The following is a 24,529-nucleotide window of genomic DNA, read 5'->3' as shown; positions in this document are numbered from 1 at the left end:
GAAACCAGAAGCGATTACGTTAGATGAAGAAAATGTGAGATGACTAGATGTGGGAAAATTAAAAGAAAAAGATTCAGGAAGTCTTAAGAGAGTTTTTAGTTCAAATATTTAAATCTCTATGCTACCCTTAGTCTTTCTCTTTCTCTTCTTCTTCTTTCTTCTCTTCCTTCTTCTTCTCTTCGGTGGTCTTAGTTCTTGCTGCAGCGATCATGTCATCGATTCTCAGTATAAGTGTTGCGGCCTCGGTGCCTGCTTTTAGAGCGTTAGCTTTTACTACTACAGGTTCTATTACTCTTAAAGTCTTCATATCACTTAGAGTACTTCTGAGAACATCTACTCCAAGCCATCTCTGACCCTCTCTATGACCTGCTCTGAGTTTCATTATATACTCTACAGGATCCATTCCAGCATTCTCTAGAAGAGTTATTGCAAGACCTTCTAAAGCTTTTGCAAATGCTTCTATTGCTAGAGCTTCTTTTCCTCCTACTTTAGTAGAGTATTCTCTGAGATACAATGCAAGCTCTATTTCTGTAGCTCCTCCTCCATATACTACTCTACTATCTCTGAGAACATCTGCTACAGAGCTCATAGAGTCTCTTAAGGTTCTCTCTGTTTCGTCGACAAGTCTCTCAAGACCTCCTCTCACTAGTATTGATACACTCTTTGGATTCTTAGTGCCTTCTATGAATACCATCTTATCCTCGCCAACCTTTCTCTCTTCTACGAGTTCTGCATATCCTAAGTCGTTTTCTGTGAGATCATCAATATTACTCACTATTCTTCCGCCTGTTGCTCTTTCTAGCTTCTCCATATCGCTTCTCTTCACTCTTCTAACAGCCATTATACCTTTCTTAGCTAGGAAGTGTTGTGCTACGTCGTCAATACCTTTCTGACATATAACAACATTAGCACCAACAGAAGCAATCTTATCAACATACTTGCCTAATATATTCTCTTCTTCCTCTAAGAACTTCCTCATGTAAGTTGGATCGTTTATTCTAATCTCTGCATCGATCTCGGGTTTCTCGATTTCTAATGGAGCATCTAGAAGAGCTATTCTTGCGTTAGTCACTCTTCTAGGCATTGCAGGATGTACAACTTCTTTGTCTAGTATAACTCCTTTCACGAGTTTTGTATCTAGTATAGATCCTCCGTGTTTCTTAACTATCTGAACATTGTCGAGATCCACATACCATCTGCCATCTCTATTCTCGGCAACTGTTAGAACAGCTTCAACAGATATATCGGCAATATAATCTCTAGCTCCGTGAACTGCTTTGCTTGTAAGAGCTGTTCTAGCGATATCTCTGAGAGTATTTCTATCAGATATATCTACTGACTCAGCTATCTTGTATAGGTATTCCGTAGCTATCTCAAGAGCTTTCTTATAGCCTGATATAATTGTTGTAGGATGGATTTCTTTGAGAAGGAGTTCCTCGCTTTGTTTAAGTAGTTCACCGGCGAATATTACAGCAGTCTTAGTACCGTCTCCAACTTCTTCATCCTGACCTTTAGCGATCTGAACCAGCATCTTAGCTGCTGGATGCTGTAGATCCATTTTATCGAGTATTGTTGCTCCATCGTTTGTTATGGTTATATCTCCTAGAGAGTCTACAAGCATTTTATCCATGCCTCTAGGACCGTAGGTTGTTCTAAGCATTTCAGCTACCGCTATGGCAGCCATCATATTAACTCTTAGGGCGTCTCTTCCTGTTGTTCTGCTACTACCCTCCTTTAGTATTATCACGGGAATTCCTGTAGGTTCAATATAACCTGTCTGAGCCATTCGTGTACCCCAAACTCAATTAGTTGAGGTTCTATATAAGCTTTTTCACATCAGAGCTCTCGCCAGGGATCACAGGATCTAACACATATAGTTATGAATATCTTAATAGGCTTTATAACCAATATACTCTCTGAGAATATAGGGAGGTAGCCGGATTGGGGAATGTAAGAACAAAGTATATTAAATCAACAGCCAGAAAGCTACTTGAATCATATCCAGATCTATTTAAGCCTGATTTTGAGTACAATAAAAAGTTAGTAGCACAGCTTATAACTACCAGAAGTAAGAAGGTTAGAAATCAGATCGCAGGATATATAACACATCTTCTGAAGATTAAAGAGAGAGAGAAACAAAGTGCAGAAACAAGCTTAGAAACTATGACTGAGGAAACAAAGGGGGATGTGACAACTTGAAGTATAAAACTTGGAAATGTGGATTATGCGGTGAAACAGTTATTGAAGGTCAGAGATTTCTATTTATAAGAGATATAGGATTCGCACATTTCGAATGTGTTGTAGAAAAACTTACAAGAAACCTCGAGAATGTCAATAGAGATTTAACAGCTCTACTAGATGCAAACGAGGTTATCACTTACTCGATAATAAGGCTTAAAGATGCCGAGGCTAAAGCCTCGGATCAGGAGATTAAAAATCTGCTCATAGGAGTTAGAAAAGAATTAGAGAAATACTCGGCACAACTTAGTAGTGGTTTATCCAAGTATCTAAAGGAAGCTGCCTAGGAATGATCAGGATCAAAGTCAGGTTTCTAGGTTCTCTAGCTCTTATTCTAGGTCGTGAAGAGAGTTATACATTCAATGAGAGAATATCTTTGAGAAAGCTTCTTCTAGAGATCCTGAGTAGTAGAAGAGAGTTTTCGAGAGCTGTTAATAATGATGGAAGTCCTAGGCCAGGGTATCTTGTTTTTGTAAATGAGGTTGACTATCAGATCCAGGGATTGGATCAAGAGCTTAGAGATGGAGATATCGTTACAATAATGCCTGTCAGCCACGGAGGTTCTGCAGGTGGTCTTGAGGATCTTGTGGTCATGTTTTTAGATCTTGAGAGAAGATGCAGAGTATACTATTATATGGTGGAGGCTTGGTCTAAAGAGTTCTGGAAGGAGTTAGAAGGATTGGGAGAAGGATTTTATTTTCAGATTTTTAATCCTGATAAAGTTCCTACTGAGAGGATCCTATTATTCTCAGTTGCGAAGGTTATCAGAGCTTTTAAGACTGGTACTAACATAGCGAAGAACGCTAGTATAGAACTTCTTCTCAGATTAGGAGGTTCTAGAGATATTAGAAAGGCTTTAAAACTTCTAGGTGTTGAAGATGGAGAGAAAGCTGTCATATCGGTGATCTCTTGTAAAGAGAATTATGAGCCTGAGATTTCTTTCAGAAAATTGAATCCAGATCAAGAGACTAGGATTAGATGGCTTACTAATCTCTCTAAAGAATTTGAGATTAATACCGTGATATGTGATAACATAGATAAAGTGGATTCCAGGATTGAATGCCTTGAAAAATCTATTCTCAATAAGATCTCTTTAATTCTCTAATTAAAGCTTTAATTAAAGAATGTTAAAAAAAGATCACATTCTCACAAGAATCTTCAATCACTTTAAAAATAATATCTCTAAGAATATTCTTGGGTGGGTAAGATTCTTGTGAAACCTCCTACGGAAATAGAGATTGGAATAATCGGAGGCTCAGGACTCTACGATCCGGGAATTCTTAGAAATATTAGAGAATACAAGGTGTACACACCCTACGGAGAGCCTAGTGATCATGTCATAGTAGGAGAGCTTGAAGGTAGGAAGGTAGGCTTCATACCTAGACATGGCAGAGGACATAGAATACCTCCTCACATGGTTAACTACAGAGCCAACATATGGGCTCTAAAGTATCTAGGTGCGAGATTCGTTATAGCGGTGAGTGCTGTTGGAAGTCTTAGGGAGGATTACATGCCTGGAGATCTGGTGGTTCCAGATCAATTTATTGATATGACTAAGGGTTATAGAAAGAATACATTCTTTGAAGGACCTGTGGTAGCTCATGTTTCTATGGCTACACCTTTCTGTGAGTATCTTAGAGAGAATCTTTATAAAGCTGGTGTAGAGCTAGGTTTCAGAATACATGAGAGAGGTACCTACATATGTATTGAAGGTCCTAGATTCAGCACTAAAGCTGAGTCGAGAGTTTGGAGGGATGTCTTCAAAGCTGATATAATTGGAATGACTCTAGTACCTGAGGTAAGCTTGGCATGCGAGGCTGAGCTATGCTATGCAACACTAGCTCTTGTCACAGATTACGATGTGTGGGCTGAAAAGCCTGTGACAGCTGAAGAGGTTTCGAGAGTTATGTCCGAGAACGTTTCTAAGGCTAGAAAGATTCTAGAGAGAGTAATACCTAGACTAGCCAAGGAACCTCCTCACGATAAGTGCTCATGCTGTAGAGCTCACGAGGTAGCTCTAATATAGATTACTACAAGAGCGAGGTTAGAGTACTATAATGAGTAAGAATAGTGTTTGCGATACTGTTGAGCATGTGAATGAGTTTATTGAGAGAATCGCTGGGAGAATTAAATTAGATAGTAGGATAATCTCCGAGAGAATCAGAGATTCATCGAAAGAGCTTTACATATTATATGCTGATTATAGAAGTAGCCCGGCACTATCTTTATATCTTCTACTAAGAAGCCTGTCCATAGGTAGAAGCGTGTGCTTGAACAGGTTGGAGAGCTACTCGCTATATATAGCACCCTACAATGAAGGTAGAGAACCTGATCTGATCATCATATCTTCTAGGGAGGGGTTTAATAGACTCATGAGAAGTCTGCCACCACTTAAGCTAACAGGTCACAGAGGTGTGATCATATCATCAGGAGATTTAAATGAGATCAGGAGCTACACAGGAGACTCTTTCGATAGCTTATCTGTAGATGAAGAATTCTTTTCACTAGAAGCAAGCATCCTATTACTCTACTCAGGTCTTGAAGCCTTAAGAAGAGATAGGTCCTCTCCAAGGATCTCGAGACTTTATAACGAGATCATGAATTTAAGAGATGTGGCAAAAGATCTGTGTAGAAGATATGAGAAAGATCTGATCGGAATAAGAGAGATTTTACTAAAACCCTTCTCTAGAGTAGATGTGATTTTAACACCTTCTTCTATGATTGTAGGTGAAGAGCTTATCACAATGTATGTGCAGAATAGCTTAAATTCTGAGATATCCATAGCGGATTATGATAGACCTGTTATTATAAGAGGTGATTCTCATATGATCTTATTCTATAGCGAGATCGAACAGCAGATGATATCGGAGATTAGAAAGAAGATTCTTTTTAACAAGCAGAGTTTTCATGAAGTAGTTTTAAAAACAGATCCTCTTATATCACCAATATATTTTGGAATTCTACTTCAATTTCTTAAACATCTTATGAAAATTCAGATCTAAAGAAGATCTATAATTGCTTTCAGAACTCCTCTCTTCGAGATCAATCCAGTTAGATTCCCACCAGAATCAACTACTGGTAGAGAGCTTATCTTATTTCTAACCATAGTATCAGAAGCTTTACTCAGATCTTCTTCCTCGGTTATTGTGATAGGATTTGGCGTCATGAGATCCTCTGCTGTTGGTATTATATAATCTCTTACAACACCAATGAAGCCTCTAGCTGTATATCCTTTTTTCTTTATATAGCTTTCTCGAGACTCTGAAATAGATCTAGGCTCTATAAATGCTAGATCACTCTCTGTTATAATTCCTATAGGTTTCTGATCTTCTACTACAATGATCTTTCTATCGGGATCTGCTTTCATTAATTCTATTACGTAGAATATCGAGTGTCCTCGAGATACTCTCAGAGGATCTCTTCTCATATAATCTAGAACTCTAGCTTTGCCGGAACCCAGATCTCTAAATGCTCTTACAAGATCTGTTGCTGTGAGAATTCCTATCAAGCCTTTTTCCACTGACACCACAGGAAGACTGCTTATATTTTTCTTCAACATGATCTCTGAAGCTTTCTTCAGAGAAGCTGATGGTGGTATAGTTATAAGAGGTTTGCTCATGATCTCTTCAACTAGAACCTCTTCGAGAGGTCTAACCGCTTTCTTCTTGTTAAGAAAGAATCTTATTATATCAGATCTAGAGATAATCCCCACAGGCTTCCCAGAGCTATCTATAACTACGAGCCTGCTTATCTTATGTCTCAACATAAGATTTCTAGCTCTAGCAACATTATCCGAGGCATAAACAGATATAACAGGTGAGCTCATATACCTCTCAACTTTAGAAACCATGAAAATCCTCTCTAGACTATATTCAATTCAGCCATATATATTCTATGCTTCAATCCTCAAAAATAATAATTTGATAAGCAATTATTATTATGGTCTTAACTCCTTATGCAAAGCAAAATCTCTTCTATTGAAAATTTCACGAGAAGAAATCCCTACATATTTAAAGATGAGATTGCTACTAAAGCTAGAGCTCTTATGAGAGAGCTAGGTCTCAGAATTCTGGTTGTAGTCGAGAGTAATGGCAGGATCTCAGGAGTTTTATGGCGTGAGAATATTCTTGCTATTGCATCATCTAGATCTAATCTTCTCGTAAGAGATCTCATGGTAGAGCCTCAGCTAGTAGGTTTTCACGGTGATAACACGCTGGATCTTGTTATTAGAATGCTTGATAATGATATATGGTATATACCTGTAGCTGATTCTAGGAGTGAGATGATCTATAAAGGAGTGTTCGGATTTGAATTCTTTATAGAAAAGATGATAAGAGATTCAGAGATTATCAGCATACTTAAAGAGGTTAAGGCTATTGATATCATGAGTAAAAAACCTATCTACCTGACTCCTAATACCTATGTTTCAACAGTTTGGAAGAATATGATCAAATTCAGGTTCTCAGGTTTTCCAGTTGTGGATGAAAAAGGTGTTGTAGTAGGCATGGTAACACAGCATGATCTGCTTAGAACATCCATAGCATTTCAAAGTGAGAGAGGACCTAGAAAAGGTCCTAAGGTTTCTACTCTAATGAGCAGACCTCCTATAACTGTTAGAGAGAATGATAGGGTTCTAGATGTAGCTGAGATTCTCATCAAAAGAAACATAGGTAGAGTTCCTGTTGTTGATGAGAAAGGTATTTTAAAAGGTATTATAGATAGATCTGATATAGTGAGAGAGATCATAAGGATTCTCAGGTGATATATGTTGCACAGAGTTCAGAGGATTTATGATAGATTTAGATGGCTCAGAAGTGATGGAACTCCTAACTTTAGTCAGAGACTTTCTAGGAAACCTGGTTATGCGAGGCTTATATCAAAGCCTGTTAAAAATATTTACTCACCTAACATAAGTATTCTAAAAGCTTTTGAAATAGCTTATCAGGATAGATCTACAGTGATCCCTCTGATAAAAATAGGTAGAAAAGTTGATTCTGTAGTGTCATTAAGAGAATTCATATCTCTTCTAGGAGGATCTTTCAGCACTCTCATAGAGATCAAACACAGAGGATTTTTCATAGAGACACTCAATAGAGAAACTGCGAGGTCTATCTCAAGAAGAGATTTTCCATCCGTGGGAGAAGACTCTGATCTTAGAGAAGTTCTGGAGACAATAGTCTTAAGCGAGGGTGGTTATGTAGTTGTCCTAGACAAGGATCAAAACCTTATTGGATTAATAACAGAGAGAGACTTGATAAGATATCTTAGAGAAAAGATAACAGGTATTAAAGTTAGAGATGTGATGACCGAGAACATAGCTTTTGTGAGGTACGGTGATAAGCTCTGTGATGTTATTAGAGAGATGAATATATTAAATGTCAGAAGATTTCCTGTTGTAAGGAGTGATGGAAGCATCGCAGGTATTGTGAGAGCTATCGATATAGTTTATTTCATAGGATCTCACGATGTTTTCAGATATCTAACAAAAGGCTCATATGATGAGTTCTGCCAGCTTCCAGTAGATCTTGTGATGAAAGAGGCTAGCATTATATCAGATGATAGAGATATAGGAGAAGCTTCAGAGAGAATGCTCAGCGAAGATATAGACTACTTTCTTGTGCTCTCAGAGGGGGAGATTAAAGGGATTATAACTGAGAGAGATATAATATATGGTTTAGCAGTGCTCTCGTAGTAAGATTAATTTCTCCTTACTTTCTTGAACCCGGGTTTTATAGTGCTATAAAACTTGATTTCTCTACGAATCTCTAGAGTAAATAAAGAGAACCTACTCATACTATTAAGGTTAGATATCTAGCTAATATCACCTGTTTTAGGAAGGATCTCTGCAACCACATCTATTAATCTGAGACTTCTAACATCAACTAAACCTCTTGGAGTGAGTCTTATCTCAGGGATTACAGGTAGCGGGATTAGAGATAGTGTCATGTAGATCCTCTCCTCAGCAGCTCCTAATGATATAAGTTTTTTCTCTAGATTCTTCATCTTCCTGTATACATTCTCATAGTTTGATGTAGAGAAGAGTCCATATCCTTCGAGATCTACCCTTGCTACTACTTCTCCATCTACAACGAGAATCATACCACCACCAGATTTTACTATCTCTCTCACTGCTGCGAACATATCGCCGGGATCTGATCCTACTACTATTATGTTATGAGTATCATGTGCTATGGTCTGAGCTAGAGCTCCTCTCTTTATTCCCAGACCTTTTACAAATCCTCTTCCCACGATTTTTTCATCTCTATATCTATCTATGACTGCTACATGTAGTATGTCTCTGCTAGGATCTGCTCTTATGAAGTTCTCTTCTATAGGTAGTATCTCTTCCTCTTTTAGAGTCACAGTTTTCCCGGTTATGACCTTGATCACATTTACTCTGGCATGTCCTCTTCTCGCATTGGTTCTTATAATGAGATCGCTTGATGTGATTTTTGAAACTCCTTCTCCTATCTTTCTGCACATGGTATTACATGATGTGCTGATACGATCTTCTGAATCTTCTTGAAGGTTTAAAATACCTCTTCTGAATAGTATCTTACCATCTACTATGACAGTATCTATATATACCTTCTCTAGGTTTCTAAGAAGCACTATATCTGCAACTCTTCCTGGAGCTATTAATCCGAAGAGATCATCTATTCTAAGATATGTTGCGGGATTTAATGTGATCATCTTGAAAACATTAATAGGATCTATCCCTCTCTCTATAGATTCTCTTGCGATGTAATCCATATAACCTTTCTCATAGAGATCTACTATACTTATATCGTCTGAGACGAGGATAACTCTATTAAGACTTATACCTTTTCTATAGAGATCTACTGCTAAATCTAGATCTCTCCATGAAGAACCTTCTCTAATCATAACATACATTCCTCTTCTAAGTTTCTCTAAAGCTTCTTCATAGTATGTTGATTCATGGCATGAGGATATTCCAGTAACTATGTAAGGGTCTAAAATTTCTTCATCAGATGAAGGTATGTGTCCATAGATAATTTTTCCTGCTCTATGGGTGCTCGCTATAGATCTAATGGATCTATCTGATGCATTTATAACAGAGTAATAGTCCATGTATTCTCCAAGACTGTGGAACATATGATCAGAGATCAGATCTTCTAGATCTTTTTCACTCAGAACAGCACCTGGAGAATCTATCTCAAGAGAGGGATCTACAGGAGGAACACAGCTGGGTACTTGAAGCAAGATCTTTAGAGGAGTGCTTGTTGAAAGTCTGAAATAGTGTTTCAAAGCCTCTACACCTCCTACATTGACTATTTCATGAGGATCTGCAACAACTAAAGTTGTACCGTGTGCTATAGCTAGTTTGGAAAATTCCTCAGGAGATAGAAGGCTTGATTCTATGTGAACATGAGCATCTATAAATCCTGGGATCGCATATAGATCTCTACCATCGAGAATTATAGTATTATCTCCTTTATACATGCTATAATCCTTCTTACTTATGATTCTTATTATAAAACCTCTGTACAGTGCTATAGAGACGTTTTCTAAGATCTCCCCAGAGGCTGTGTTAACGATTCTGGTTCCTTCTATTATAATATCAGACTTTATAAATCCTCTGCTAGCTAGAATAAGTTCTCTTAGGAATTCTAATGAGTATCTAAGCTTTCTAATCTCTGATATCACGTCTGAAGATCTATTTCTAAGAGTTCTTTCTAATGCCATCTATTAATATTATCAGAACAGCTTATAAGCTAGAGCTTGTGAGAATCGTATGAATGGTTTTTAGCTACCACTGTAATTCTTTCTATATGGATGATATATGAGTATTTTTATAGGAAGATATAATGCCGAGAATATGGTCAAGCCGGAGGATATAGATGAAGAAATTGCGAAAATTTTAATTATTATGGCTAGAAATGCTATAGAGTACTATCTAGATCATGAGGAGACTCCTTCAGAACCTCCTGATACTATAGAGAAATATCCTGTTCTGAAGAAGAATAGCGCTGTATTCATAACTCTAGAGAAGATCTCAGGAGGAGTAAGAGAGCTGAGAGGATGTATAGGATTTGTGCTTCCCCACATGCCTTTATGGAGAGCTGTGATAGAATCTGCGATATCATCCGCATTCAAAGACCCTAGATTTGATCCTGTTGAGAAATCCGAGTTAGAAGAAATAGTTGTAGAAATATCCATACTGGGCATGCCTGAGAGAGTGAGAAAACCACTTGAAGAAGTAACTATAGGCAGAGACGGTCTTTATATGGTTAAGAAGCTATTCAGTGGAATACTGCTTCCTCAGGTTCCAGTTGATTATTGTTGGGATGTGGAGACTTTTCTCGCGGAGACATGTATAAAAGCTGGGCTTGAGCCTTCTTGCTGGCTTGATGAGGATACAGAGATCTATAGGATTCCAGGAAGGATCTATATAGAAGAAACTCCTAGAGGAAGAGTTATAATGAGAGATCTTGTGAAAGAATATATGGATAAATGTGGCGCTATCAATGTATAATTATGAGAAGCTCTACTAGGTGGTCTTAGATAGAGATACTAGCTTTAACAATCATTATAGCAGGATTACTACTAGTAGCTCTAGGAGTAGCCCTATTTCTACTCTCGTACAAGCCTGATAAAAGTAGGAGTAAGGCTTTTGGAGTTATCCTGATAGGTCCTATACCCATCATAATTAAGGGATCTGGTAGGATTTTTATTGTGTTGTCTATGGTTATTCTCGCTATACTTGTTCTCTTCATCTTTCTAGTCTTAATATAGCTATCAGAGATTTATGATCTTGATAGGATAGTTTTTTAAGCTCTTTAGACCAGCCCCAGAGTTAGAGGTTGTAGTATTTTGAATGATATAGGTTCTCACGAGGTCATGATAGAGATCATGGGATCTACGAATGAGATCTTCTATCAAACTCTTAGAAATGCTATTGAGGCTAGTAGAATTCTAAGACTTGAATATGAGAAGAAAGTGGTTGCGGTACCTGTATTCAGTCTTCTAGAAGATCTCTATGATTTTAGTAGTAGAAGTGTTTATATCAAGATAGATAAGAGAATTTATAAAAAATACAACCCTCCACCAGTAGAATGGTTTATAAAGAATATCTTAGAGAAGAATTCTGAAGGAGATCCCAATATAGAGCCTGAGATCTATGGAACAAGTGATGAAAAATTCATATACCAAGCTCAAGAATGCGTTATCTAGAGTCTTCACATGATTCTTCCTGATTCAACTCTATATACAATTCTTTCAGTACAATGTTCTGTGCCTCTGAATTTTCTCACTTGGAAGAATCTATATGAGCCACCTCTGGGATCCTCTGCTACTCCCATAATTATTAATCCATCTGCGAGATAGGTGTAGTCGCTGAACCAGTTTGCTATAGCTTCCGAATCTGTGTGTAGTGTTATGAGTGTTAGTACTTTGAAGAATCTTGTGAAGAGAGATTTAACTGTTTTAACGAACTCAGCCGTTCTAACAGGATCGCTTGATGTAAATATTTCATTTAGAGAATCTATGATGACAACTGTTTCAATATTAGAGGATCTCATTTCTTCAAGCATTATTCTCACAACATCTACTATGCTCGTAGGATTAGAAGGATTAGCGGTTCTTAGATCCCACTCTTCTTTCTTCATCGTAGTATATCCTCCTCTAGATGATAATGTATCTACTATTCTCAGTTTTCTACTGCTAAGAGCTTCTAGAACTATTTTAGAAGGAATGATCTGAGTAAGCCCGTCTAGAAAAGATTCCATGTCTTCATCTAGTAAAACAGCTATAGCACCTCTACCGCTTCTCAGATGAACTGCCACGGAGTTCTTAATTAGAAGAGATTTACCAGATCCAGAGGATCCTACTATGAAAACCAAGTGATTTCTAGAAGAGGTTTTAATACAACTATCTAGACTGGCAAGTCCAAATAATGATTCGAATGACATCATATACCTACAACCTCTCTATTAGAAGAGCTGTAGCACCTCCAAGTCCATGACATAATGATGCAACTCCATACCTGAGGTTTCTAATCCTAAGAGCATTTATAAGCGTGGTAGTTATCCTAGCTCCTGTAGCACCTATAGGATGACCTAGAGCTATTGCTCCTCCGAATATATTGAGTTTATCTCTGGACACCTCGAGATCTTTTGTGAATACAGCTGTAGACACTGCGAAAGCCTCATTATTCTCAAAAAGATCTATATCTGATACTCTCAGGGAGAAGCTTTTAAGAAGCTCAAGAACAGCAGGTATCGGAGCTCCTGGAAAATCCATGGGATCTGTGTCAACTCCCGAGAAACCGAGAATCCTGGCCTTAGCCTTGAAACCTCTCTCCTTAGCATAGTTCTCATCTGCTAGGATCAGTATTGAAGCTCCGTCGCTAAGCTGAGAAGAGTTTCCAGCTGTATGAGGTCCTTCTGGTGTGAATACTGGTTTTAGTTTAGAAAGCTTTTCCAGAGATGTATCATCTCTAATACCTTCATCACTCGCAAGTTCTATAGAAGTACCTTCGATAGATATTTTCAAGGGGATTATCTCATCTTTAAATAATCCATGATCTCTTGCTTTCGCAGCTCTCATATGGCTTTCAAATGCTATGAGATCTAATTCTTCTCTTGTGAAGCCTCTTCTTCTGGCAAATAGATCTGCTATCTTGCCCATGTGATATCCTGTGAAAGGATCTGATAAGCCGTCGTATACCATAGAATCTATGATCTCAATACTTCTTCCCGTAAGATGTTGAACACCCCATCTGAATCTATTCGAGAGAATTAATGGTGTATAGCTCATGCTCTCCATACCTCCTACAACAGCGATCCTTGCAGATCCGTGAGATATGTGCAAGGCTCCAATCTCTATAGATGCCATACCTGAGGAGCATACCATATCTATATTCATAGTCTCAATAGTAGGAGGCAGTCCTGCCCTTATTAGAGCCTGCTTAGCTGTAAGCTGTCCTAAACCGCATCTCACAACATTACCTAGAGCTACCAGGTCTAATTCTTCAGGTTTTAGATCTAGTCTCTTTAAAGCTTCTTTAATGAGTTCTGCCGCAAGAATTGAAGGATGAAGATCCTTCAGAGACTTACCAAACCTGCCTATAGGTGTTCTCAGAGCTTCTAGAACAACTACATTCCTGAATCTAACTATCATGAGAACAAAGCCCCCATGTAGATCTGCTCTAGAAAGATATTAACCAGAGATCTGAAGAAATATTTTTCTGATGAGGAGTATATTGTTACTAGTTGTAGGAGTATGGAGGTAAACATAGTAAAGAAAAACCCTATGAGAGTAGGACTTAGAATAGCATTTATATACCCCAGCCTCTATCAAGTAATGATATCAAGTCTTGCAACAGATACCATATATCATCTGGTTAATTCTAGAGATGAAGTCTATCTAGAGAGGTTTCATGCAGAGAGGTTGCAAGGTAGAGAATTTGATCCTAGGAGTATTGAGACCGGCTCACCATTAAGAGACTTTCATCTATATATAACAAGCATACATTACGAACCCGACATAGTTAATCTGCTGAGTATTTTAGACGCTGGAGGAATCCCTCTCTTCAGAAATGTGAGAGAGACACCTATAATAGCTGGAGGTCCTGGTATCATGGCTAATCCAATACCATTCGAGGATATTATAGATGCTTTCGTGATAGGAGAGGCTGAGAACACTTTAGATAAGATAATAGATCTAAGACTAGAGTATGTAGATAATAAGAAAAGATTTCTTGAAGAGCTTTCAAAATTGGAGTACGTGTATGTGCCTGGATATAGTGAGGAAAGAGTTATCAGAAGATATGTCCAGGATCTAGATAGATCATTCTACCCAATAAGACAGATAGAAAATATGGAGATTGAACCTGTGTTTGGAAGAGGTTTCAAGCTTGAGATCAGTAGAGGTTGTAAGTTCTGGTGTTCTTTCTGCATGGAAAGTAGACTTACTCAACCTTATAGAGAGAGAAGCTATGAGACTCTCAAGAGAATTCTTGAAGAAGGATCTAGATATACTATATCCGGTAGAAGAGTTGTGATTTACTCTCTTCTAACACCATCCTCTGTTAATCAAGTTAGATTTCTTGAGTATCTCGCTGGAGAGGGTTATATAGCTTCCATACCTTCTATTAGATTGAATGATCTGTATCTATTCTCATTAGACTTACTAGAGATTATCAAGAGACTCGGTCAGAGAACAGTGACGATAGCTCCGGAAAGTTTTAGCTTCAAAGTTAGGAGGGGCTTCTTCAAGTATTTAGAATCTTCAGAACTTCTAGAGAGAAGAATTATAGAAATTCTTGACAAAGGTTTTGATCTCAAGATATATATGATCTATGGGGTGAAATGGGAGAAGGAGGATGATGTAAAAGCTAATATAGAAGCTCTCAGAAGAATAGCAAGACACGCGCGTGAGAGAAATAAAAGAATATCTCTATCTCTCAATCCTCTGATCCCGAAGCCTAAAACAGTCTTCCAGTGGATCGGTATGAGCGATAGAGAAAGACTTAGAAAGATCCTAGATGTTTACCGTAGAGAATTGAGAGGGCTTATCGATACAAGACCTCTAGATATAGAATGGAGTATAGTCCAGGCTGTTATAGCATTATCTCCGAAACCACTGGGAAGAATATTAGCTGAGTGGAGTAGATCTGGGAGGAAGATTAGTTATTTCATGAGAATAATCAGAGAGATTGATACGAGATACGTTTTCGAGGGATATAGATACGGAGAAGATCTTCCTTGGGATAGGATTTATCTTGGTAGCATGGTTGAGGAGACTACTGCAAGACAATATGAGGTTATCAGAGATCATCTTCATTATATCTAGATATGGTCTACTACGATCTATATAATAGTATAATAAAAGCTCTCAAAAGGATTTTTTAATGGCGGGATCTTGAGAGTTCGAGAAGTAACTACTCTTAGAATTCTCTTAAGAGTTATTATGATAGTTTTTATCCTAGCATACATACTACCTATAAATCTCTACCTCACTAGCGAACACTCAGATCTTCAGAATCTCGCGTTAGTCAGAGCTGAGACTAGTACTGAGGAAACGAGTATGTCCAACTTGTATTATGCAAGACTGGCATCTCTAGATCTAGATGTTTACAAAGTTCTTTCTATGGATAATAGGGTTCTTGTTCTAGCTGGTAGAAGTTCTTCTGGGGATGTTATTAGAGTGGTTAGATTCTCATCAGATCTCTCTGGATATTCTTTTAGAGATTACATTATTCATGGTAGAGCTACTTATATTTCTTCAAGTGATAGTAGCGGTAGATTTATTGTAGTGGGTACGGAGCTCGGCGAGATTGATGTAATAGATCTTAATTTAGATCAGATCACATATATCCAGGCTTCTAGATATCCTATATCAAAAGTTTTCATAGGTAGAATCGGTGGAGAGTATTATATAGTAGCTTACGATGGTCTTTTTATTTACGCTTATAAATACGCCTCTCCCAGATGGCTTGAGATAGGTCCTATAGAAAGTAGCGCTTTAGCTGGTTTCTACCCTGCTTCTGTCGTAGATATATCACCTCTTATAAGAGTTAGCAGTAGTTTGATAAGCTATGATGTCTCAAGGATCTTCATGATCTATACACCTCCCAAGATCAGGCTTATTATAAATATAACAGATCAGAATGGTAATCCTATTGATAATGCTATTATAACTCTAACGTATACGGGTAATAGAGATATATATTATAAAGCGATCTCGGTTAATGGAAGCGTGGAACTCGATGTACCTATACTTGATCCTAATGGTTCTATTTATGAGCTTAGAGTAACACATCCTATGTATCAAACATTCTTAGATTCTATAATTCTAACGAGACCTAGATATCCTGATGAGGTTAGATCTATAAGAATTGTAATGTTAAGTGGAGCCGGTGTTTCAGAGTTGTTTGAGAGAGTGCCTCCTAGGAGTTTCATATCTCTTATCAGTATAGATCTATCTAGAAGTCCTTATAATATAACTAAACTTAGTACACTAATAATTCCTTCTAATATAAAAAGAGTCTTCTTCTATGAGGTTATGGAGAGCATATATCCATATAGATTTCTCTCGCTGATGTTCTCAGAAGATGGTGTATACATTAGTTATTATGATAGTAATCTAAGGATCATTAGAGTTGATTCAGAGGATTATGTGAGATACTACACACCTATATCAGATCTCTCTACCGTGAATTCCATGGTATCAAGCGATGGTTCTATGATCCTGGTATCATTAGATTCAAGATTATATCTATTCTCATATGATCCGGCTCTTGCCAGGCATGTTGCATCATCTTCTTATGTATTTAGCAGTTTAATAACAGATATAAGTCTTTCATCTGATAATATACTCTCAGTATCTACCGAAGATGGAAGATCACATTTGTTTAGGATATCTAATAATCTACTCATACCATGTCTTCGAAGTGGTGGGTATTCAGGTTACCCGGTAGATTCAACTCTTCTCTATACCTATATCTCAAGAGATTCCTCATACAATGTCTTCGTAGGTAGTAGAACTGCTATGGTGCTTGACGCGAGGAGAATCATGTTAAGATGTCCTATAGATAGATTTACCATAAGTATCATACCTGAGATTCAATCTGCTGAAAAGAGGTATATAGAGATTTCAGGTGTTCTAAGATTTTTCGAAGGAGGTGTTGAGATTGCTAGAGCTTCTGTCAACGGCTCTGTAGGTGTTGTCTATCTTCCGTATTCAACATATTCGATCATTCTCGAGAGTGCTCAGGTTGGGAGAGAAGTTTATAATGGGGTAGACTTCAACAGATCTAGTGAAAAAATCTTTCTTCTCGCCCCCGTTATTCCCATAGATCTATTTATAAGAGTGAGAGTTGATAATTCCACGTTCACACTACCTCCTATATCGGTTTCCGGTTCGGGTTTGTCTGTAGAGATAATTAACACAGGATTTAACTATAGTATGAAGCTGCCTCTCACTTCTAATCCTCTTCCCATATACATGGCTAAAGGGGTTTACACTGTAAACCTCTTCTACGGAGACCATGTAATAGCTCTCGGATCTATTATCGTAGATAGCCCTGGTATTTTATACGGAGATCTTATCGCGAAAACATATGTTGCTAGAGTGAATGTTGTGAACGGTCTTGATGGAAGTCAGATAGATCCTGATGCTATTAATATGAGCATAATATTCAATGGACCTTTCTGGTCTGGCATGAGATTCGCTATAACACCTGGGAGATATTATATACTGCCAGCTGGCTTCTACAGAATTAACATTGACTCTATATTCTACATGCCTGTTTCAGCTGACATAGAGTTGTTTGCAAACCTGGATAGAAGTCTAAGTATCATACCCACTACATTCGATACAAAGCTGATTCTTAGAGATGTATATGGTAGGAATGTTGGTAAAGCTTTCATATATCTTAAGAACATGAGAACAGGCGCTGAATATAATGCTATGACCGATGATCTTGGTGAGGCTATTATTCATGATGTCACATATGATAGATATGCTATAACGGTATCACCTCTTGAAGCTCAGTATTTTAACACAACTTATGGAGAGATAACGATCAATTCTACTTATATCTTATTCACTGTAGAACCTGTTAAGAAGAATTTAAACATAAATCTTGTAGACCCTGTATCGGGCAGGATCATAGCTCCATTAAATGTTGTGGTCTATATAGATGGTATAGAGATGTTCAGAGGAGTTGTTAATACGAGTAATCTGAGTATCAGGATCCCAACAGGATCTCTAAGGGTTGTGATAAGACCTACGGATGCTAGTTTGAATATCTACCAGTCTCAGGAGTTTACGATGAATTTTACCGATGATAGTTCTATTACTCTGAGAATTGACAGACTTCTCTATAGGTTTAGATTCGAGGTTGTAGATATGTTCGGAGATCCTGTAGAAGGTTTCATAACGATATCCAGCATTGAAAGAGAAGATATGAAGTTTTCAGGTGTTCTCAGTCGTGGTGTTTATGAGATCACACTACCCTACGGATTCTTCATAGTGCTAATTAATGCAACTAATTATGTTAACACTACTATAAGAATAGATCCTTCAAATCTTGTTAATGATACTAATATATATAGAGTTTCTCTAGAGAGTATTCTAATACCTATAGGGATACAATTGGTAGATCAGCTTGGAGTACCGATCAAAGGATCTCTTAACGTGATGATCTATGTTGGAGGAAGAGCATACACTACTTTTATAGTAAACAGATCTGTATTCGAGGTATCGGTTCCTAAGGGTTATGATGTGAGTCTGAGAATAGATCCATCTGATGAGAATAAGGATCTCTATCAAAGCGTGGGAAAGAATCTCGGTAGAGTGGATTCTCCCTTAAACACATCTATAGAGCTTTATAGAAGATTATACACGTTGACATTTAGAGTTGTTAATGATCTTAATCAGCCTGAGAATGCGTTTATAGAACTTGTGAATCTTGAGAACCCAGCGTTCTCTTATAAGGTTAGCACTATTGATGGAATCGCTAGTGTAAGGATTGTGGCGGGTTCTTATGAGGTTTCTGTGGATTCTAATGGATATATACCTAGTAAGACTGCTCTCAGTGTTAATGAAGATGGGGAGAGGCTTATAGTGCTAAGTCCTACAATATTTACACTTCTTTCTAGATTCACATTACTGTATATTGGTATAGGTGTTATCATAGCTATAATCATTATAGGAATGTGGCTGAGAAGAGTTATTCTGAAGAGATTAGAGGAGGAGGTTATATAGTTTTTCTCTCTATGAAAACTCCTCTGCCTAAGTTCTCAAATTTCTCGAGATTCTCAGGTTCTCCTATTCTGATCTCTTTTATCTTATGAAGATCTCTCAACTCTTCTACAATACTTATAGCTTCTGGATCGCTTATGTAAACTACTCTATCTAGTGGCTGTGAGAGTTTCACGCCAGATCTCTTCTTATACTTCCATAGTATGCTATTAAGTTCAACCGCTAGATCGAGTGTTTTTTCGTTGAATGAATCATAATCTGCTATAGGTTGTGGAAATCTCTCTAGATGAATACTCCTAGATCCATATATTCTTCTCCAGAGATAATCTGTTACGAAAGGCATTATAGGAGCTAGAAGTCTTAGTATTATCGATAATGTCTCGTGAAGAACATACCATGCAGCCTTCTGTTCTTCTAGACTATACTTCTTATCATTGTTATAAGCTCTACCTTTGATCATCTCTATGTAGTTGCTCGCAAAGATATCCCACGTGAAGTTATACACACTATGAATCGCATTAAACACATCATACTCTCTAAAACTGTTTTCACACTCTCTTATTACCTTGTTGAGCTTCTTTAGAAGTGCTTTATCTATCTCTCTCAGTCTCACCTCATCTCTAGAGGGTTTGTCGAAGAATGATATAAATCTAGCTATATTGAATATCTTTGTGATAAATAGAGATCCTGTTCTTATAATAGATTCATTGTATCTGTAGTCATAACCTAGCTTAGCCGATGAAGCTGCCCAGAACCTTATCGCATCAGCTCCGTATTTTTCTATGATAGGCTCTGGATCTATTATATTACCCTTGCTCTTATGCATAGCCTCACCTTTCTCGTCTAAGCCCATGCCGCTGATTCTTACAACCTTGAACGCTGGTTTTCCTGTGATCTGGTAGATTCTTAGTATAGAGTAGTAAAGCCATGTTCTTATAATATCATACCCCTGAGGTCTTATTATAAATTCAGATGCTTTCTCATAGAATTTTCTATCTCTAAGCCATTTACTCGCGTAAAGTGCTGAAATACTTGAATCAAACCATGTATCGAAAACTCTATTCTCTCCATAGATCTTCTCTCTAGAAGCTCCACAATAAGGACATCTATCAACGGGAGGAGGTTCTTTCCAAGGTCTGTAGTATCTTCCCGGCTCTGGAGCTATATAACCTCCGCAGCTGCTGCATCTCCAAAGAGGTATTTCTGTTGCGTAGTATCTGGTCTTTGATATGGGCCAGTCCATTCTAAGACTCTGTATCCATTCCACGAGCTTCTTCTTATGAAAGCTAGGGTAGAATTCTATCATATCTATTATCTTTAGAAGATCCTTTGAAAACTCTAACTGCTTTAAGAAGAATTCTCTTGAATGTACTATCTCTATAGGAGTCTTGCATCTCCAGCATACTGGAATATCTCTTCCTCTTAGAACCTCCTCTCTAACTATATAACCTTCTTCTCTGAGCATGCTCACGATCTTATCTCTAGCCTCTGAAATTGAAAGACCTTTCAAAGGTCCTGCAAGCTCGTTCATAAGACCGTTCTTGTCTATTATAACTCTTGGTTTGAGACCTAGCTCTCTCACAACTCTAACATCTCTTATATCTCCATAGCTTGATATCATCATGAAACCTGTTCCAAAACTAGGATCTACATCGTCGAGTTCTATTATAGGAACCTCATACCTGTATATGGGAACAACACCTTTTAATCCTGCTAAGCCCTTATATCTCTCATCCTTAGGATTGTATGCTAGAGCAACCATTGCACCTAAAAGCTCTGGTCTTGTAGTTGCTATAATCTTCTCTGAACCGTCTGAGATCTCTATTTTAATATAGTAGAGCTTCAGATCCTGAGGTGTATATTCTAACTCTGCTTCAGCTAATGTTGTTCTGCATCTGGGGCACCAGTAGACAGGTCTTTCAGCCTCATAGATCAATCCTCTCTTAAAGAGATCTAGAAATGTTGTTTGAGTAATCATTCTATACTCAGGACTATCAGTTCCACTCCTCCAGTACTCGAAAGAACATCCAAGTCTTCTCCATATGTTCACAAGCTCTCCTTCTATTTTATCAAGCTCCTCTCTACACATCTCTAGAAATCTCTCTCTACCCTCAGGTGTTTGAGCCATCTCATGAGGATTAACACCTCTGACTCTCTCAACAAGTATCTCTACTGGAAGACCATTCCTATCAGCATACCATGGAGCTAGAACTCTGAAGCCTTTCATTCTTAGATATCTCACGATCATATCTATATGAGCATAATGTGCTGCAGCTCCTACATGCCATCTACCCGAAGGATATGGTGGGGGTGTGTCTACAACTATAATCTTCTCGGGATCTCCATAGATCTCATGATTATAAAGTCCTTCTCTCTCCCATTCTTTTAATATCTCTACCTCAAGATCTATTCTCCACCTAGTCTCTTTAATACGTGGTTGTAGACCGGTCTTATCCACCTAAAGATAGCACCTAGAACCTATTTTAGGAGGAGAGATAAAAAAATTCTCTTTAGAAGAAGGTCTTTATGGAACTAACATGTATTCGATATAGAACTCTTTGAAGTCTCCAAAGATCTTTGCCAGAGATGCTTCTGTGACGATGTTAAATCTCTCTCTATAACCCTGGAAATTATAGAGTATTGTAGCGTCAAGAGTTTTTCTCGTTGTTGATTGAGCTGATGAAAGTCCTATGATCACAGCACCTCCATGAGGATCTATTACTCTTAGTCTTACCGAGAAACTTCCTTCAACATATACACTCTCGCTTATATCCTCTCTATAGCAGTCATCACCAACTCTAAATCTCATCATAGTGGTCTGGGTGACAGTTATAAGATCTGTCTCCACAAGATCTTCTTCATATGGTATCTCTCTAGTGGGAGATACGAGGATCTCTTTATAAATGCTTCTCAGATCAATATACCATGTTCCTATCTGCCTCTCGAGAAATCTCTCTATAGAACCAGATCCAGGGCTTGTAGCGTAGTTTATAAAGCTCTGAAGAAGTGTTAGATTTGTGAAATCACTTCCTGAGAGTATAGTGGAGATTGTGTATCCTGTTGATAGTGTTGATATATTTAGAATACCTGAACTTGTATTAAGTCTTGCTGTGTATGATATTCTGTATCTTGCAACCTCAGTGTAATAAGATCTATCTCCTACATCAATTATACTTCTAGAAGTATTATACCAAGCTTCTGAAGATATCAGAGAACCTCCGAATATTCTCACACTAGGATCTCTCCACACCAGTAGAGCTCCTCCAATAATCACACTAAAGTAAGGGCTTGATGCTCTGTAGCTAGCCTCCTTCACTCCTACTATTCTAAGGCTTAGATTAGCATTCAAACCGTCTACTAGATTTGGTGTGAGATCTATTATCTCAGGACTTTTAGTATAGTGGGTATTCACAGAAGTCATAGGTCTCCAGTATAGTGGGAATATTCCTCCTGTGTATATTACTGGGAACACGTGGAAAACTCCTGAAAGCCTTTCATTATAGTATACTAGTATGTCTCTAACCGATGGTATGTTGGCGTAGAAGAACTCATCAAGTCTTCCAGGTTTTGTGAAGAGGTATGCCGCAACTCTGTAGCTCCCCTCTGGAAGTGATACTGAGGTGTTTATAGTAGTTCTATCTGGGGTGAATTCGGCGAGTGAATTTCCATCAGGATCTCTAAATAATGGTATGTAATCTGTTGGAACCCATCTAGGTGTGGGACCTGGGTAGAGGTAGAGGGTTACATTGACAATGAATACTCCTGGAGCAATATTTGGAACAACCCAGTTGGCTAGAACCATGCTGAAGTTGACACGACCTCTAAAGAGATTCAGGAAGAGAGTGACATCAGCTTCAGCTGTTGAGTTGAGTCTCTGCACTGTAGATCCCCACCATATGGGAATGCCGTTTGCAAAGATCCAGAGTATTCTATCGTACTGTCTATCTGTAAGTCTCAGACTTACATTGAGAATAGCTCTGCCATAGCTTCCCGGAGGTATGTCAATCACAGTACTTATAGGAGTATATCCTGTGGTCGCAAACTCTCTGTTCTCGAATATCTTAACCACGACAGGCTCCACATCTCGAGGTGGTAGTGGTTTGAAAGGTTCGAAAGACCAGTATGAGGAAAACTCTCTAGGATTTCTGTATACTATGCTCACGCTCTCGGCATTAAGTGTTGAAGGTATTAGAATTATTAGAAATACTGCTAGGACTATTATTCTTCTAAGGATTGTATAGACCTCTTTCATATAGTCACACTCAAAAATTTTGAAAATAATACCCTTATAAATCTTCATCCGATAGAATATTATGATAAAATGTAGAAGCTATTGAAGACTTCTAATGTAAAAATCTTGTTTTCAGAGTAAAAGCTTGTGAGATGGATACAATATAAAAAATATATTTTTTAAATTATCTGATGCGATCTCTACTCGCGCTTATTTAGATATAGTTGCCTTTCTCACTGATAGATAGGATAGCAGTGCGAATATGAATGATAGTAGTGCCAGTACTACTGCTATGTATAGTACTATTGAAGCTGTTCCGAGCTGTGATGAGAGACTGCTCTTCACATCTGATATAGCACTGCTAAGACTTGATGAAGCAGTGTCTATCTTGCTACTCACTGCGTCAACCTTGCTGCTAACAGTATTTACATTGTTTGACAGAGTTGATACAGCTCCTGATAGTGTGTCTACCTTGCTATTAACCGTATTCAAGGTGTTTGAAAGGGTTGTCAGAGTTCCTGATAGTGTGTCTATCTTGCTATTTACTGTGTCTATCTTGCTACTGACTGTGGCTATGGATGTCTTCAGATCATTGACAGCCGTTGAAAGACCGCTCACAGTTGTTGTTAGTGTTGCCAGTGTTCCTGTGAGCTGGTCGCTTAAGCTCTTCAGCTGTGATAACACTGTGTTAAGTCCTGATGTCACGTTGGTTAGCGTAGCTACTACACTGTTGATAGTCGTAGTCAGGCTATCGATCTTATCAGATAATCCTGCTACAGATGTCTGAAGAGCTGATACCTTAGCGTCTACAGAGGATATAGAGTTCAGTATATCTGATCTCGCTGATGCTATAGAGTTCAGTATATCTGATCTTGCCGATGAGATGGAGTTCAGTATATCTGATCTCGCTGATGCTATCTGCGATGATAGAGAGCTTATCTGTGTTGATAAGCTGGAGTTAAGCGAGGTAAGGAGCGATGTTAATGTATCTAATCTTCCTGAGAGCTCTGCTATGGAGGCTGATAGCTTGTTATCTAGAGAGCTTAGAGCTTGTAATATGGCTGCTGTTGAAGAGCTTACAATGCTTGAAACCTGCTCCGTTGTTGCAACTCTTGATAGGTTGTTGATGACAAATACATAGCCAGCCATTGTCGCACCATATGTGCTTCCATTGAAGAAGATGAGCTTTATAGCATATGCTCCAGGTTCTATCACAGGTATCCATAGAGCTGGAGTTATCACGCCAACACCTGGATAGCTTGCTGTGAGAACACCATTACTATCAGCAGTCCATCTGCTCACGTGAGTATTCACAGAAGATATAGCGTC

Annotated in this window: 20 protein-coding genes; 11 read left to right on the top strand and 9 right to left on the bottom strand. The window is 38.2% G+C overall.

Annotated elements, in window-relative coordinates; genetic code table 11:
* Positions 1-127 precede the first annotated feature (127 nt).
* A complete protein-coding gene (gene thsB / locus QXS89_00100; protein ID MEM3830597.1) occupies positions 128-1,786 on the bottom strand; it encodes a thermosome subunit beta in 1,659 nt (552 codons plus the stop codon).
* A 155-nt stretch (positions 1,787-1,941) separates the two neighbouring features.
* Here thsB and QXS89_00095 point away from each other — a divergent pair, with 155 nt between their 5' ends.
* The 5 genes from QXS89_00095 (at position 1,942) to QXS89_00075 (ending at position 5,240) form a co-directional block, all read left to right on the top strand.
* Positions 1,942-2,199, top strand: coding sequence for a 30S ribosomal protein S17e (locus QXS89_00095; GenBank protein ID MEM3830596.1), 258 nt, complete (start codon positions 1,942-1,944; stop codon positions 2,197-2,199).
* On the top strand, positions 2,196-2,525 hold the full coding sequence (locus QXS89_00090; GenBank protein ID MEM3830595.1) for a DUF2175 family protein: 330 nt from the start codon (positions 2,196-2,198) through the stop codon (positions 2,523-2,525). The genes QXS89_00095 and QXS89_00090 overlap by 4 nt, the downstream gene beginning before the upstream one ends.
* Before the next feature lie 2 nt (positions 2,526-2,527).
* On the top strand, positions 2,528-3,343 hold the full coding sequence (gene cgi121, locus QXS89_00085) for a KEOPS complex subunit Cgi121 (protein ID MEM3830594.1): 816 nt from the start codon (positions 2,528-2,530) through the stop codon (positions 3,341-3,343).
* Between the two features lie 108 nt (positions 3,344-3,451).
* Positions 3,452-4,264, top strand: a complete 813-nt coding sequence (locus tag QXS89_00080; GenBank protein ID MEM3830593.1) for an S-methyl-5'-thioadenosine phosphorylase — start codon at positions 3,452-3,454, stop codon at positions 4,262-4,264.
* 31 nt (positions 4,265-4,295) lie between these two features.
* Positions 4,296-5,240, top strand: coding sequence for a hypothetical protein (locus QXS89_00075; GenBank protein ID MEM3830592.1), 945 nt, complete (start codon positions 4,296-4,298; stop codon positions 5,238-5,240).
* Here QXS89_00075 and QXS89_00070 read toward each other — a convergent pair.
* Positions 5,237-6,088, bottom strand: a complete 852-nt coding sequence (locus QXS89_00070; protein MEM3830591.1) for a CBS domain-containing protein — start codon at positions 6,086-6,088, stop codon at positions 5,237-5,239. The genes QXS89_00075 and QXS89_00070 overlap by 4 nt on opposite strands.
* A 105-nt stretch (positions 6,089-6,193) precedes the next feature.
* On the opposite strand from QXS89_00070, the gene QXS89_00065 reads away from it, so the two are divergent.
* Both QXS89_00065 and QXS89_00060 read left to right on the top strand, forming a co-directional pair.
* Positions 6,194-7,000, top strand: coding sequence for a CBS domain-containing protein (locus tag QXS89_00065; GenBank protein ID MEM3830590.1), 807 nt, complete (start codon positions 6,194-6,196; stop codon positions 6,998-7,000).
* A gap of 3 nt (positions 7,001-7,003) precedes the next feature.
* The gene (locus QXS89_00060) at positions 7,004-7,930 is read left to right on the top strand and encodes a CBS domain-containing protein (GenBank protein ID MEM3830589.1); all 927 of its coding nucleotides are present in this window, start codon (positions 7,004-7,006) and stop codon (positions 7,928-7,930) included.
* Positions 7,931-8,049: 119 nt separating this feature from the next.
* Here QXS89_00060 and ade read toward each other — a convergent pair whose 3' ends face one another.
* Positions 8,050-9,945, bottom strand: a complete 1,896-nt coding sequence (gene ade, locus QXS89_00055; GenBank protein ID MEM3830588.1) for an adenine deaminase — start codon at positions 9,943-9,945, stop codon at positions 8,050-8,052.
* 97 nt (positions 9,946-10,042) lie between these two features.
* Here ade and QXS89_00050 point away from each other — a divergent pair, with 97 nt between their 5' ends.
* The gene (locus tag QXS89_00050; protein ID MEM3830587.1) at positions 10,043-10,735 is read left to right on the top strand and encodes a TIGR00296 family protein; all 693 of its coding nucleotides are present in this window, start codon (positions 10,043-10,045) and stop codon (positions 10,733-10,735) included.
* 25 nt (positions 10,736-10,760) lie between these two features.
* On the opposite strand, the gene QXS89_00045 is transcribed toward QXS89_00050, so the two are convergent.
* Entirely contained in the window at positions 10,761-10,976 is a 216-nt protein-coding gene (locus QXS89_00045; protein MEM3830586.1) for a hypothetical protein, read from the bottom strand.
* 97 nt (positions 10,977-11,073) lie between these two features.
* Between QXS89_00045 and QXS89_00040 the strand changes: the two genes are divergently transcribed.
* Entirely contained in the window at positions 11,074-11,433 is a 360-nt protein-coding gene (locus tag QXS89_00040) for a hypothetical protein (protein ID MEM3830585.1), read from the top strand.
* Positions 11,434-11,438: 5 nt separating this feature from the next.
* Here the strand turns inward: QXS89_00040 and QXS89_00035 are convergent, their stop codons facing one another.
* A complete protein-coding gene (locus tag QXS89_00035; protein MEM3830584.1) occupies positions 11,439-12,173 on the bottom strand; it encodes an ATPase domain-containing protein in 735 nt (244 codons plus the stop codon).
* 4 nt (positions 12,174-12,177) lie between these two features.
* Positions 12,178-13,380 carry a thiolase family protein gene (locus QXS89_00030; GenBank protein MEM3830583.1) on the bottom strand — a complete coding sequence of 401 codons (1,203 nt, stop codon included), beginning with the start codon at positions 13,378-13,380 and terminating at the stop codon, positions 12,178-12,180.
* Positions 13,381-13,482: 102 nt separating this feature from the next.
* Between QXS89_00030 and QXS89_00025 the strand changes: the two genes are divergently transcribed.
* Entirely contained in the window at positions 13,483-15,054 is a 1,572-nt protein-coding gene (locus QXS89_00025; protein MEM3830582.1) for a hypothetical protein, read from the top strand.
* 69 nt (positions 15,055-15,123) lie between these two features.
* Positions 15,124-18,972, top strand: a complete 3,849-nt coding sequence (locus QXS89_00020) for a hypothetical protein (protein MEM3830581.1) — start codon at positions 15,124-15,126, stop codon at positions 18,970-18,972.
* Here the strand turns inward: QXS89_00020 and QXS89_00015 are convergent.
* The 3 genes from QXS89_00015 to QXS89_00005 form a co-directional block, all read right to left on the bottom strand.
* Positions 18,965-21,427, bottom strand: a complete 2,463-nt coding sequence (locus QXS89_00015) for a valine--tRNA ligase (protein ID MEM3830580.1) — start codon at positions 21,425-21,427, stop codon at positions 18,965-18,967. The genes QXS89_00020 and QXS89_00015 overlap by 8 nt on opposite strands.
* Before the next feature lie 66 nt (positions 21,428-21,493).
* A complete protein-coding gene (locus tag QXS89_00010) occupies positions 21,494-23,221 on the bottom strand; it encodes a peptide-N4-asparagine amidase (GenBank protein ID MEM3830579.1) in 1,728 nt (575 codons plus the stop codon).
* A 189-nt stretch (positions 23,222-23,410) separates the two neighbouring features.
* Positions 23,411-24,529, bottom strand: a 1,119-nt coding sequence (locus QXS89_00005; GenBank protein MEM3830578.1) for a hypothetical protein, incomplete at its 5' end; no start/stop codon positions are given.

The sequence above is a fragment of the Sulfolobales archaeon genome, from assembly GCA_038881635.1.
Taxonomy (GTDB): Archaea; Thermoproteota; Thermoprotei_A; order Sulfolobales; family AG1; genus WYEN01.
The sequence above is the reverse complement of the archived record's forward strand: the minus strand, read 5'-3'. Positions and strand labels throughout refer to the sequence as shown.